The organism is Streptomyces sp. NPDC048182, assembly GCF_043202555.1.
Classification (GTDB): Bacteria; Actinomycetota; Actinomycetes; order Streptomycetales; family Streptomycetaceae; genus Streptomyces.
This window is the reverse complement of the sequence record NZ_JBIDAQ010000003.1, coordinates 542,238-554,932: the sequence shown is the minus strand read 5'-3', so window position 1 is coordinate 554,932 and position 12,695 is coordinate 542,238. Positions and strand designations below refer to the sequence as shown.

The following is a 12,695-nucleotide window of genomic DNA, read 5'->3' as shown; positions in this document are numbered from 1 at the left end:
GGGCTGTTCGGGGCCGGGGGCCGGACGCGGCCTAGTACCAGTGGTTGGCCTGCCAGAAGGACCAGGCGCCGCACGGGCTGCCGTAGCGGCCGTTCATGTAGTTGAGGCCCCACTTGATCTGGGTGGCCGGGTTGGTCTGCCAGTCGGCGCCCACGGAGGACATCTTGGAGCCGGGCAGCGCCTGGAACAGGCCGTACGCGCCGGAAGAGGCGTTGACCGCGCGGTAGTTCCAGCTGGACTCGTGGTCCACGATGTTGCTGAAGCACTGGAACTGGCCGCTGGGCACCATCTGACGGGCCATCGACTGGATCTGGCCGGTGCTGTAGGAGCCCTGGACGGAGAAGCTGACCGACTCGCGCTTGGCGTCGCGGCTGGCGGCTTCTTCCTCCGCCTTGCGCTTCTTGGCCTCGGCGGCAGCCTGCTCCGCCTTCTCCTTGGCCTGCTCCTGCTTGGCCACGGCCGTCTCGGCGGCGGCCCTGCGGGCGGCCTCCTCGGCGTCCTTCTTGGCGCTGGCGTCCGCGGCGATGGCCTGGACGTCGGCCTGCTGCGTCAGGGAAGCGGTCTGCACCGTGGCCTGACGGCCCACGGGGATGTCGGCGAGCAGCGTCGTGCCGCTGGCCGTCGCCTCGGCGTCGTTGTTCTGCGCGGTGCTGCCCGAGGCAACTCCGACGACGCTTCCGACAGCGGTGACCGCGGTGGCCGAGGCCACCGCGAATCCCCGGACCGAGATCCGGCTCACACGGGTTCCTTCCAGCGTCGCCCGCTTCGATGACCTTCGCGGACGCCTCTGTGCCCCTGGCGCTGGCCTCCCCAACTGCTGGTCACGGGAGGCACGGACCCGGTGGACGACTCCCGTGACGGGAGCGCCGCGTGGTGCTCGGGCGGCATACGGCGCTGCTATGGAGTTGGGGGGTGGTGCTCACGTGGTGCCGTACCCCTGTGGGTACAGGTGTGCCGTATGCGGGGCCTGACAGGAACGAGACTCTGCCGTAACCCGACGCCGGGAGGCAATTCTGCGTTGCGTGTGAAAGCTCACACCACTTTCGGCCCATCGGTTTACGCGAAACTCCCACACGCGGCGGCGCCGCCCGGATAGGCTCTTCGCCTTCCGGACGGCGCCAACCGTCCACATCGGCCCGTAGTCGGGCCCGCCGCTCAGAGGTGTCCGTCCTCCAGCATTTCGGTCACAAGCGCCGCGATCTGGGATCTCTCGGAGCGCGTCAGCGTTACGTGCGCGAAGAGCGGATGGCCCTTCAGCTTCTCCACGACGGCGACGACACCGTCGTACCGCCCCACCCGCAGGTTGTCGCGCTGCGCCACGTCGTGGGTGAGGACGACACGCGAGTCGGCGCCGATCCGGGAGAGCACCGTCAGCAGGACGTTGCGCTCCAGGGACTGGGCCTCGTCCACGATGACGAACGCGTCGTGCAGCGAGCGCCCGCGGATGTGGGTGAGCGGCAGGACCTCCAGCATGCCGCGGGCGGTGACCTCCTCGATGACCTCGCGGCTGGTGACCGCGGACAGCGTGTCGAAGACGGCCTGCGCCCAGGGGCTCATCTTCTCGGCCTCGCTGCCGGGCAGATAGCCCAGCTCCTGCCCGCCGACGGCGTACAGCGGCCGGAAGACCATCACCTTCTGGTGCTGGCGGCGCTCCAGGACCGCCTCCAGGCCGGCGCAGAGCGCCAGCGCCGACTTGCCGGTGCCGGCCCGGCCGCCGAGCGAGACGATGCCGACGTCCGGGTCGAGCAGCAGGTCGAGCGCGATGCGCTGCTCGGCGCTGCGGCCCTTGATGCCGAACGCCTCCCGGTCGCCGCGCACCAGCCGCACTCCGCCGTCCGGCGCGACGCGGCCGAGGGCCTTGCCGCGCTCGGACTGGATGGTGAGGCCGGTGTGCACGGGCATCTCGGCGGCCTCGGGCACATGGACGCGGCCCTCCTCGAAGAGAACGTCCACCTGCTCCCCCGGCAGCGTCAGCTCGGCCATGCCGGTCCAGCCGGAGGCGTCGGTGATGGCCAGCTCCGCGCGGTACTCCTCGGCGAGGAGGCCCACGGAGGAGGCCTTGATCCGCAGCGGCAGGTCCTTGGAGACGACGGTGACGTCGAAGCCCTCGGCCTGCAGGTTGCGGGCCACCGCGAGGATGCGGGAGTCGTTGTCCCCCAGGCGGTAGCCGCTGGGGAGCACGGCGGGGTCCGAGTGGTTGAGCTCGACACGCACGCTGCCGCCGAGATCCCCGATCGGGATGGGGGCGTCGAGGCGGCCGTGCCGCACCCGGAACTCGTCCAGCAGGCGCAGGGCCTGCCGGGCGAAGTAGCCCAGTTCGGGATGGTGCCGCTTGGCCTCCAGTTCCGTCACCACGACGATCGGGAGCACGACCTCGTGCTCGTCGAAGCGGCTCAGGGCGCCTGGGTCGGCCAGCAGGACGCTGGTGTCGAGAACATAGGTGCGCCGGTCGGGCTTGTGGCGCTTTGCGCTGGTCACCACGGAGAGACGTACCCCCTCGGAAGAGGTCGGGGAGCGACGGAGTGGATGCTGGGCCGCAGAGGCCGAGACGAGCCGGCCGGTCGCCGGCCGCCCTGCACGGGCGTGGGCCGGGGACCGGCCCTCCGCTGCTTCTTCCGTGCCGTGACCGCACGGTAGGGCTGGTGCAAAGGGCCTCCCGGGCGGACGGCTCCTCCGCCGTCCGCTGAGATCCGACACCCGTGGTTCGGGCGTCGACCTGCATGGCTTATTCCCTCTTCCGAGCGCGGCCATGCAACGGAGGCCGGGGCATGCCGGTGAACTCCTGGTTACGGGGTCCAGCGGGCCGGGGGCACCGAGTCGCCGGGAGCGGCTGCCGGGAGAGCCGGGGAGGGGCCGCTGGGGAGCAAGAGAAATCGGGCCGGTCCGTGGGGGGGATACGGACCGGCCCGAGGGGGGGTTTCCACCATAACCCTTCGTAAGTGCCGACGCGCACATCGGCACGCCACAATTACTCTCCGGAGTCGGTCGACGACTCGACAAGGGCCGCAGATCCGGCGATTTCGCCCCCGTTTCCGTCGCCCAGTGGCCGAATCACAGCGGAATCACAGGGAAAGGTGGGGCACGGGGGACGTTCGAAAGGTCGAGGGACACGAGCGCGCGGCCTCCACCCTCCCGACGCGGACCCCTCCAACGGGTGACACGCCTCGGAACGCCCGCTTGACCACCCGGGTGGTCCGGCACCGCGCGGCCCCCTCCGCCGCACGGTGCCGCCCGCGCGGCTTTGCTGACGCGAATGACCTGGCGCCGAATGTACGTGATCGACCCGGGCGGATTGAACCCGTCCAGGACAACGATGGATAACGATGTGGGCGCGGGCCGGGGCGGCGAAGATGCCGGGCGTGTACGGCGGCCCCGCACCGCCCGTCACCCACGGCCGGCGTCGGCCCGCGCGGCCGGGCCGGACGGCGGCGACGCCCCGCACCCGGCCAGTCCACCGCTCCGCCCGGTCACGCCTTCCCGGCCATCTTCCCTTCCGGCTTCCCTTCCGGGCGACGGGCGACGAAGAGGTGGCGGGAGCTGTGGGCCACGAAGGGGCCCTCGGACTCGATCCGCTCGTGCAGCCGGCGCAGCTGCGGCCGGTACGCCTCGACGGTGAACCCGGGGACCATCCACACCACCTTGCGCAAGAAGTGCACGACGGCGCCGATGTCGTGGAACTCCATCCGCAGCCGCTCCGCCCGCAGCTCCTCGACCACCAGCCCGGCCGCCTCCGCGTCGGCGAGCTCGTGGTCGGGATGCCGGGCCTCGCGCACCTCCCGCGGCTGCTCCCCGACGAACAGCTCGACCAGCTCGAAGACGCTGGCGGGTCCGACGTGCTGGGCGAAGTAGGTCCCGCCGGGCCGCAGCACCCGGGCGATCTCGGCCCACTCGGGCCGCACCGGATGCCGGCTGCTGACGAGGTCGAAGGCGGCCTCCGCGAAGGGGAACGGCGCGTCCTGCGGCGAGGCCACCACGACGGCTCCGCGGGGGTGGAGCAGCGCGGTGGCCTTGGCGACGTTCGGCGCCCAGCCCTCGGTGGCCACGACGAGCCGCGGCGCGCTCACTGCGGCGCCGAGGGCGCCGGCGAGCACCTCGCCGCCCCCGGTCTGCACGTCCAGCACGGCACCGGCCCCGGCCAGCCGCCCGCCCAGCGCCCGCGCGTACCCCCACGAGGGCCGCTCCTCACTGGCCCGCCCCTCGAACCAGGAGAAGTCCCACCCCTCGGTGGGCACGGCGGCGCCTTCGGCGAGGAGGTCGTCGAAGGAGCGGGGGGTGGGTGCGGGCGAGGAGGACACGGTTCAGGCTTCCGATCGGTTCAGGCGGTTCGGTTCGCCACCGTATCGACACCTGCGCCCCGGTTCACGTCGATTACCGGTTGACGGACTGGATCTCCTGGACGACGACCTCCTGCTCCCCGCCGAAAGCGCCGTCGGGCAAGCCCTGCGGGGTGTCGACGCCGGTGCCGGTCCAGTGGATCTTCCAGGTGATCGTCGCCCGCAGGCGGTAGGCGCCGTCGCCGGAGGAACGCAGGTACGTGACCCCGCAGGGCGGCGTCCGGTCGGCCTTGCCGCGGGCGTACGGCTCGCCGATGTGCGTGCCCGCCATCTCGCAGACGCCCGAGGCGGGGTAGGTCCTGGCGTCGGACGTCCCCGGCTCGATCTTCACCGACACCGGCTCGGCCGTGGTGGTCGCCGAGATGTCCAGCTGCGGCACGGAGGCGGTCACCGACACCGGCTTGAACTGCGCCGCGTCCAGCCAGGCCCAGGTCGGAAGGTTCACCTTGGTGGCGTTCGCCGGGGCGAGGTCCACGCGGGTACCTGGCACGCGGATCTCGGCGTAGGCGAGCTGGGCGAGCATCTCCGGCGTGACCGCCTGGGGGATGTCGGGCGGCGGCGCGTCGCCGGTGTCCACCCAGAACGTCTCCTCGTCGCAGTCGAGCGCCCCCGGGTCACCCTCGCGCCCGGGCGTGACGAACGAGTCCCACCAGTAGCCCTTGCCGGCCTTGTCCTTGTTGAAGTCCTTGTAGGGATGCCCCTCGACGTACCGGTCCCGCTGAGTGGCATCCCACTCGGGCCCGGTGGAGTCCACTCCCCAGGTCGCCTCCTTCTCCTTCTGGAGCTGTGCCGGGGTGTACCTCGGGGCGTAGTAGCAGGCGGGCGGGGTCCAGCTGGACTGCGAGGTGACCGGGCCGGCGGAGGGGCCCGAGCCGTTGTAGGTGCGGTCGATGACCACGCCGGTGCCTTGGGCGGTGGAGGAGAGGGTGCCCTTGTCGTTCACGTCGCCGTGCACCTTCGTGGCGGGCGCCGGATTGCCATCACCGATGTCGTTGTTGGCGTACGCGGGGCAGACGGCGGCGCCAAGGAGTACGGATCCGATCCCGACAGGCACGATCAGTGCGCGGGAGGCGAGGCTCAGGGCTGGCACTGGTCACTTCCCCTCTGTGTGAGCATCCTCTCGATGACCCAGACGCCCTTTGCGTTCTTGGTCAACTGGGTGTTGTACAGGACGTAGCTGTCCTTGTTGACCGGAGTCTTGTTGACCTTCTTCGACTCCAAGTACAAGTCGAACGCCTTGCTCTGGTCCTCGCAGTAGACGAGCGAGGCGCGGCCCTTGGCGCGGACGTTGACCACGGCGTCGTAGTAGCGGTAGGCACCCGTCACCCGCGCCTTGGCCTTGACGTACTCCCCGATGTACTCCTCCGTGAGAGCGGCGGCCTCGCCCTCGTAATAGAAGCGGTATGCCTTGTCGAGCGCGTCCTGGTGGACGGTGGCCAGGTCCACCGCCTTGATCGACTGCTGGCTGTCACTCAGCACGGCGGCCTTGTCCTTATCGCCCGTCTTGGGCCACTCGAACGTGTAGGAGAGGTCAGCCGGCAGGTCGATCTCCGGGCGCTCGCTCCCGGCTGCTGGTGCTTCGGCGGACGCGGTCGGGGTCGCGGTCACCGAGGGCGTGTCAGTTGTGTCCGCTCCCGCGATCTTGTCCTTGTCGCTGGACGAGTCGTCGCTGCCGCATGCCGTCAGGCTCAGGGCCGTGACGGCGGTCAGCGTGAGCGCGGTGAGAGGCATGGGGCGGCGGGTCACGGTGGGCTCCCGGGTGAGGCGAGGCTTCTACTGAGCGAAGGCAACGCTATCCAGTGGGGAGTTGAGGCACCAGGTTGAGGGTCGACGGCACGGATGCGCTCGTCGGAGTCGTGCACCACGGCGTCCGTGGCGGAGTCGCCTGACTTCGCCCAGTCGAACCTGTACGTAACGTCTGCCGGCACTGGGATCTTCGGTCGCTTCACCGCCACTGCCTCGTCGGAGCGGCCCGGATCCGGGGATGACGACGCAGATGTCCGAGTTCCCTCATCGGCTCTGGGGAGGTTGTCAAGGTCAGCCGTGGAGCCGTCGTCGCCACCACCGCACGCTGTCAGGGTCAGGACCGCGACGGCGCTGAGCGTGAACGCGGTGAGTGTGGTGGGGCGGTGGCGGGCCAAGCTGGGCTCCCAGGCGAAGAGGGGGGTCTCTTGAGTGACGCAACGCTGTCCGGCGGCCTCGGCTCGTCGGTCAGCCCTGCCCGAGCACGGAGACGCCGACCAGGACGAGTGCGCACGCGCTGAATCTCGTTACGGCTGGCATTGGGCCGCCCCCCTCGTGGAGATGATCTGCGTCGTCCGCCACACTCCGGCGTCGTTCCTGACGAGCTTGGTGTTGTAGAGGAGATAGCTGTCCTTGGTGACCGGGGTCTTGGCGACCTTGCCCGTCTTGCGGTCCTTGCCGAAGCCCTTGCTCTCGTCGCCGCAGAAGGTGACCACGGCCGTCTCTCCGTTGCGCGTCACCTTGCGGTCGTAGTAGTGGACCTCGCCGGTCATGGACGCATCGGCGTCCTTGAACCGGGCGACCCAGGACAGAGCGGCCTCCAGCGCCTTGTCCGCGTTGTAGAAGTGCAACGCCTTGCTTTCTCGGTCCGTTCCGGTGATCGCCGCGTCCACGGCGCGCAGCCGCTCCGCACTGTCGGAGAGGATGGCGTCCTTCACCGGATCGCCGGTCTTTGTCTCCTCGAAGATCAGCTTCAGGTCCGCTGGCAGCTGGATCTCCGGGCGTCCGGCGTCGGCTGTGGGCTTCGGGGAGGGACTCGAACTCGCGGAGGGCGCCTCGGACGTGTCGGCGCCTGCGATCTTGTCCGTGGCCTGGTCCTTGTCGCTGGAGGAATCACCACCGCCGCATGCCGTCAGACTCAGGGCCGCGACGGCGGTCAGCGCCAGCGCTGTGAGGGTGGTGGGGCGGCGGCGGGTCACGGTGGCTCCCGGGGGTGGGGCTTCTGTTGAGCGAGACCACGCTATCCAGTGGGGGCGGTCGTGGGGCGGGGCGGCAGTCACGGCTGCGTAACAGGGGTGGGGGTGGGAGCCGACGGGTACGTTGGCTGTGTCTGGCTGGGGGTGGATACCGCGATGTGGCGCAGGCGTTGGCGGGACGGGCGCGGGACGCTGGTGGTGGGGGCGGGGGTGTGTCTGCCGCTGGAGGTCGCCGCGTCCTATCGGGCCCGGACCAGGGGGCTGCTCGGGCGGGACTCCGTGGCGGGGGCGTTGCTGTTGACGCCTGCCAGTGGGGTGCACACGTTTCGTATGCGGATACCCATCGATGTGGCGTATCTCGACCGGCGGCTCACCGTCCTCGCCGTGCGCACCATGGTGCCGGGGCGGTTGGGGCTGCCTCGGGTGCGGGCGCGGCATGTGCTGGAGGCGGAGGCCGGGGCGATGGGGCGGTGGGGGGTTCGGGTCGGGGAGCGGGTGGAGGTGCGGGTCGGCGGGGCGTCAGGGGGCTGAGCGGGGGAAGGTGACCTCGACGCGGCGGTTCTTCTTGCGGCCGGCCTCCGTGGAGTTGTCGGCGATGGGGTACTGCTCGCCGTAGCCGCGGACCTCGTAGGTGATGTCGGCGTCGTTCAGGGTCTGGGCGAGGAGGTCCTCGACGGCGTTGGCGCGCTTCTTGGACAGGACGTCGCCGTGGGCGGCGGAGCCGAGGTCGTCGGTGAAGCCGAAGACGCGGACGCGGGTGGCGTTCTGGGTCTTGATCTCCTCGGCGATGCCGGAGATGCGGGACTTGGCCTCGGCGCCCAGTCTGGCGCTGTCCTTGCCGAACAGGACCTCCGCCTGGAGGGCGAACTTCACGTCGGTGTTGGTGTCCTCCCGCCGCTCGTCACCGCTCTGGTCCTCGACGACCGACTTGATGTCCAGCACCTTGGCCTGCGCGAGCGTGGCACCGTCCGGAAGCTTCAGGTCGGGGTCGTTGGGGTCCACCTCGACGGGGGCGGTGGCGGTGGGCTCGGTGCCCGGGGGGGTGGTGGGGTCGTCGTCGGCACGGGCGGGGGTGGCGCCGGGGAGGCCGGCGGCCAGGACGAGGGTGACGGTGGAGAGGACCGCCCCTATACGCGGCGTCGGGGTCACGGTGCGCCTCACCCGGAAACCTCGATGGCGGCAGTCGAGAACATCGGCAACTGGAGGGACAACTCGGTGGTGCCGCTCGGCGGAGCCGGGAACTGCATGAACACGGGCAGCGAGTCACCAGATTTCAACGCGGGAAGGTTGGTCGTGGTGAGCGGGCGGCCCTCGGTGTCTCGCAGGACGTAGTAGCGCTTCTTGCCGACGGAGTCCACGAGAGTGGCTCCGCCGAGCGACCTCCCGTTCTTGATGATCTCCGTCTCGTTCCCACTCAGCTGAGACGGGATGTTGAGCGTCCTGCTCCCGTCGTTCTTCAGGTCGCCGCTCACCGTGACGAATCCGCCCGTGTCACGCTGGGCACTGGTGATCTTGAGCATGAGGCCTGTAGGCCCCTTCAATTCCGCCAGTGTCTGCGACGGTCCCTCATCCTGAGCAGTCGGCTGAGAACCGTCACTCCGGGAGGGCGCGGAAGACGCCTGCGGCTTGTCGTCGTCATCACCACCGCCACAGCCGGCCAGACCGACAGTCAGTCCAATGGTGAGCATCAAGGCAGTCAGTCGCATAGGAGACTTCGTGGCATACCGAGACTTCATGAACCCACTCCCTCGTTCCCTCATCAGTTGGCCAGATGAACATCGAACAGGTCTTCCGCCTTCGGCAGGTCACGCCGGCCGTCGGGCTTGAGGGGCCATTCCTTGCCTCCGCAGGTAAGGGGAGGCAAGGGGCTGTCATCAGCGTTTTCCGTAGGCAGGGTGAAAGAGCAGCGGAACTCGATCAACGCCGTAGCGGTTTCCGTGGCGGTCTGCCCTTCCGTACCGGGGATGATGGTCTTTCCGACCGGATCACTGGTCTCGGCCTCTACCTCATAACGCAACGGCGCGAGCCAAGAGCATTTCGCGGTGGCCTTGTTGCGCGTGGCCAGGTCCTGCGCCCGCCAGCAGGCGTTCGTCACTGGAGCATCGCCCTGGAAGATGGCAAGCCACTCGTCCGGATGCGCGATGTTCGCCAGCCACAGGTCAGTGAGCTCGTCCCTCGTCTCCAGTGCGGCACCCAGCGCTGCGGCGTCTGCTGCCGTCTGAGCCTGGCTACGAGTCGTCGCTGCTTGGCCCACCGCGAAGTAGGCGAGCGCGAGAAAGAGCAGGCCTCCCACCACCGTGAGGTAGATGGGAAAAGCCTGCCCGGCGTCCCGGTGCTTACGGATGGACCTTAGCCACCCGTCACTTCTGTGATCTTGTCGGCGATTGCGTTGTAGATCGTCTGCCCGATGTCCGTCCCCGTGATCGCCAGGACGATGGCCACCACCACCGCGATGATGCCCAGGTACTCCACTGCCGTCTGGCCCGTGTCGGGGCGGGTTCGGAGGTGTGTGGTTGTGGTGCGGAGCCAGTTGGTCATGGGGTTCCCCTTCGGGATGGGCGGGGCCGTCGCCGGGAACGTAGGCAGGTGGAGGCGGAGGTTCCGAGGGTCCCGGGGCCCAATCGGGGGCCCAAAGGGGTGCGGGGGGTCGGTTCATGGCGGCGGTCACCCCAGGCCCAGCCACTTGGCGGTGGCCTCTGAGCGGTTGTGGCTGTGGAGTTTGGCGAAGATGCGGTTGATGTGGTTCTTGACGGTCTTCTCGCTGATGAAGCACGTCGTCGCGATCTGCTGATTGGTCAGGCCCGACGCGATCAGGTCCATGATCTCCACCTCCCTCGTGCTCAGTTGGTGGACGGGAGCGGGTGCCGCCTTCGACTGTCTCATGTGGCGTTGCGATCGCGAAAGAGGAGGGAGGGGGTGAGTTGTGAAGGGCTGTGATGGAGGACCAGTTGGCGAATGAGTGGCGTGTGCCTCTGCAATGGGTGTGGTGGCGTCCCGGCGTAGTCGGGCCACCAGCGCGTCCGCCGCCGTTGGGGTGACGTGCGTTCTGCCCGCCTTCACGTCCCGTACCGCCGCCACCAGTTGCGCCGCCGTGAACTCGCCGTGGACCAGGTAACCGCCCGCGCCCCGGCGCAGGGCCTCCTGGATCGTCTCCGGCTCCGTGCTGTACGTCAGCATCAGCACCGGCGCGATCGAGGCCAGGTACGGCAGCGCCGACAGGCCGTCCAGCTCGGGCATGCGGACGTCCAGCAGGACGACGTCGGGGCGGTGATGGTGCGCCGCCGAGCAGGCCTCGCGGCCGTCGGCTGCCTCGGCGACCACCGCGATGTCCCCGCGTCCGGAGAGCAGCGCGGTCAGGCCGGCCCTGACCACCGGGTTGTCGTCCGCGACGACGACCCGCAGGCGGGGCGTCGCACCGGGTGGGCGGATGGGCATCGGGGGCCTCCTCATGGGGTTCCCGGCAGCGGGGGCAGTGCCGCGAGGGGGACGTCGACACGGACCTCCGTGCCGTTCGACCGCCCGCCCCGGCCGATACGGATGCGGGCGCCGACCGAGGCGGCCCGCTCGACCATGCCGACCAGGCCGAAGTGGCCTGCCCTGCGCAGCCCTTCGAGCGTCGTGTCGGGGGGCAGGCCGTGGCCGTCGTCGTGGACGGTGAGGCGTAGTTGGTCGCCGTGGATGCCGGCCCGGACCTCGACGCGGGTGGCGGCGGCGTGGCGGTGGGCGTTCTCCATCGCTTCCGTGGCGATGGCGAGGAGTTGACGGGCCACGGGGGGTGGGAGGGCGGGGACGGTCGCGTCGGCGCCGCCAGTGGTGGTGCGGTACGTGGTGGGGAGGCCGGTGCGGGTCGTGAAGTCGACTGCGAGGAATTCCAGTTCGCGGGGGAGGTCGGACCCGCGGGCCGGGGCCGTCTCGCGGCGGAGGTCGGTGAGGAGTTCGCGGGATTCGGCGGCGGCGCGGCGGGCCGCGCGGGCGATGAGTTCCGCCTGCGTCCTGGCCAGGGCCGGGTCCATGCGGTCGTCGCCCGCCGTGGCGGCCAGGCCGTCGGCCGCCAGGGCCACGCCGTGCAGGGTCTTGGCGACGGAGTCGTGCAACTCGCGGGCGAGGCGGGCGCGTTCCGCGCTGACCGCCTCCGTGGCGGCCAGGCGGGCCTGTACGGCGGTCAGGGCGCGGGTGGCGGCGCCGAAGCGGAGCAGCAGGCCGCGCAGGCTGGAGCCGACGGCTCCGGCGATGACGCAGAGGCCCGGCAGGAACGACGCCTCGGCGGGGCCGAGGTCCGCGGCCGGGGTGGCCTGCACCAGGAGCAGGATCAGCGACTGGAGCGACGCGAAGACGGCCGCGCCGCGCCAACCGTAGACCAGGCCCGCGAGCAGCGGGGTGCAGACGCTGACGTAGGCGAGGGGGGTCCTCGGGCCGGCCGAGACGAGGAGGAGGGAGCCGAGGAGGGCGTCGACGGCCAGGAGGGTGGGGTGGCGCAGGAGGAGGGGGCCGAAGCGTTCCCAGTCCCGGAAGAGGACGTAGGACCCCATGAAGGTGACGACCACCGCCGCACCGACCAGGCGTACGCCGAGGCCGGGGCCGGCGTTGAGCAGCGCGGTGGGGGCGGTCAGGGCGATCATCGCGAGCCGGAATCCGAACACCTGCCGGCACAGGGCTTGTAACGCGCTCAGCTGGAGCGTGTCGGGGGCGTGGGTGGCGGGTGGCCGTGGGGCGGGCACGTCGGGGATCCCGGTGGACGCCGCTGACTCCGGCGAGGTGGCCGAGGCGGAGGGGTCGCCTGTGGCGGACTTGTCGGCGGAGGCCGCCGAGCCGGCCGGAGGACCGAGGGGGGTGGGTGTCCCGGCCGCGGCCGGAGGCCCCGGCGGCCCCGGCGGCCCGGCGGGTGTCGGTGGACCACAGGGCGCGGAGGCCGCTGCGGGGGCCGGCAGCCGGGCACCCGAAGCCGGCGGTGGGGCGGCAGGGGCCGACAGTGGGGCGGCAGGAACCGGCGGCCGGGCATCCGGAGGCGGCGGTGGGGCGGCAGAAGCCAGCGGTCGGGCATCCGAAGCCGGCGGAGGGGCGGCAGGGACCGGCGGCCGAGCATCCGAAGCCGGCAGTGGGGCGGCAGGAACCGGCGGCCGAGCATCCGAAGCCGACGAAGGGGCGGCAGGAACCGGCGGCCGAGCATCCGAAGCCGACGAAGGGGCGGCAGAAGCCGACGGCCGAGCATCCGAAGCCCGCAGAGGGGCGGCAGAAGCCGGCAGCCGAGCAGGAGCCGACGGCCCGGGCCCCGGACCCCCCGTCGCTGTCCACCCCCCGGCAGACGGCCGTCCCTCCCCCCACGGCCCCGTTTCCCCGGGCGACCCCGCCTCGCCGTACGCCCGCCCCCCGGCAGGCGGCCGCGCCCCGCCGGGATCCCACCCGGGGCGAGTCGGCGACGTCC

13 protein-coding genes are annotated in these 12,695 nt (G+C 70.9%); 1 reads left to right on the top strand and 12 read right to left on the bottom strand.

The features are described 5' to 3' along the window. Positions 1-31: 31 nt before the first annotated feature. The 6 genes from ACGFZL_RS08650 to ACGFZL_RS08625 all read right to left on the bottom strand — a co-directional run bounded on the left by ACGFZL_RS08650 (position 32) and on the right by ACGFZL_RS08625 (position 7,276). On the bottom strand, positions 32-739 hold the full coding sequence (locus ACGFZL_RS08650; RefSeq protein ID WP_355174377.1) for a transglycosylase SLT domain-containing protein: 708 nt from the start codon (positions 737-739) through the stop codon (positions 32-34). 416 nt (positions 740-1,155) lie between these two features. Next, a complete protein-coding gene (locus tag ACGFZL_RS08645; protein ID WP_393690155.1) occupies positions 1,156-2,481 on the bottom strand; it encodes a PhoH family protein in 1,326 nt (441 codons plus the stop codon). A 986-nt stretch (positions 2,482-3,467) separates the two neighbouring features. Beyond that, positions 3,468-4,295, bottom strand: coding sequence for a methyltransferase domain-containing protein (locus ACGFZL_RS08640; RefSeq protein WP_393690154.1), 828 nt, complete (start codon positions 4,293-4,295; stop codon positions 3,468-3,470). Positions 4,296-4,368: 73 nt separating this feature from the next. Next, complete coding sequence (locus ACGFZL_RS08635) at positions 4,369-5,424, bottom strand: hypothetical protein (protein WP_393690153.1); 1,056 nt, start codon at positions 5,422-5,424, stop codon at positions 4,369-4,371. Next, positions 5,412-6,080 carry a hypothetical protein gene (locus tag ACGFZL_RS08630; RefSeq protein ID WP_393690152.1) on the bottom strand — a complete coding sequence of 223 codons (669 nt, stop codon included), beginning with the start codon at positions 6,078-6,080 and terminating at the stop codon, positions 5,412-5,414. The genes ACGFZL_RS08635 and ACGFZL_RS08630 overlap by 13 nt, the downstream gene beginning before the upstream one ends. Before the next feature lie 524 nt (positions 6,081-6,604). After that, complete coding sequence (locus ACGFZL_RS08625) at positions 6,605-7,276, bottom strand: hypothetical protein (protein WP_393690151.1); 672 nt, start codon at positions 7,274-7,276, stop codon at positions 6,605-6,607. Positions 7,277-7,429: 153 nt separating this feature from the next. Here ACGFZL_RS08625 and ACGFZL_RS08620 point away from each other — a divergent pair, with 153 nt between their 5' ends. Next, a complete protein-coding gene (locus ACGFZL_RS08620) occupies positions 7,430-7,804 on the top strand; it encodes a DUF192 domain-containing protein (protein WP_393690150.1) in 375 nt (124 codons plus the stop codon). Here the strand turns inward: ACGFZL_RS08620 and ACGFZL_RS08615 are convergent. From ACGFZL_RS08615 to ACGFZL_RS08590, 6 genes are all read right to left on the bottom strand, one after another. Beyond that, entirely contained in the window at positions 7,793-8,434 is a 642-nt protein-coding gene (locus ACGFZL_RS08615) for an OmpA family protein (RefSeq protein WP_393690149.1), read from the bottom strand. The genes ACGFZL_RS08620 and ACGFZL_RS08615 overlap by 12 nt on opposite strands. Continuing rightward, positions 8,431-9,009 (bottom strand): hypothetical protein, encoded by a 579-nt coding sequence (locus ACGFZL_RS08610; RefSeq protein WP_393690148.1) that lies wholly within the window; start codon positions 9,007-9,009, stop codon positions 8,431-8,433. The genes ACGFZL_RS08615 and ACGFZL_RS08610 overlap by 4 nt, the downstream gene beginning before the upstream one ends. Positions 9,010-9,032: 23 nt before the next feature. Continuing rightward, a complete protein-coding gene (locus tag ACGFZL_RS08605; protein ID WP_393690208.1) occupies positions 9,033-9,617 on the bottom strand; it encodes a pilus assembly protein TadG-related protein in 585 nt (194 codons plus the stop codon). A gap of 5 nt (positions 9,618-9,622) precedes the next feature. After that, positions 9,623-9,811: a hypothetical protein gene (locus ACGFZL_RS08600; RefSeq protein WP_393690147.1), complete on the bottom strand. Its 189-nt coding sequence runs from the start codon at positions 9,809-9,811 to the stop codon at positions 9,623-9,625. A 126-nt stretch (positions 9,812-9,937) separates the two neighbouring features. After that, a complete protein-coding gene (locus ACGFZL_RS08595) occupies positions 9,938-10,723 on the bottom strand; it encodes a response regulator (RefSeq protein ID WP_393690146.1) in 786 nt (261 codons plus the stop codon). Next, positions 10,720-12,201 (bottom strand): sensor histidine kinase, encoded by a 1,482-nt coding sequence (locus ACGFZL_RS08590; protein ID WP_393690207.1) that lies wholly within the window; start codon positions 12,199-12,201, stop codon positions 10,720-10,722. Before ACGFZL_RS08590 ends, ACGFZL_RS08595 begins: the two co-directional genes overlap by 4 nt. Between the last annotated feature and the right edge of the window lie 494 nt (positions 12,202-12,695).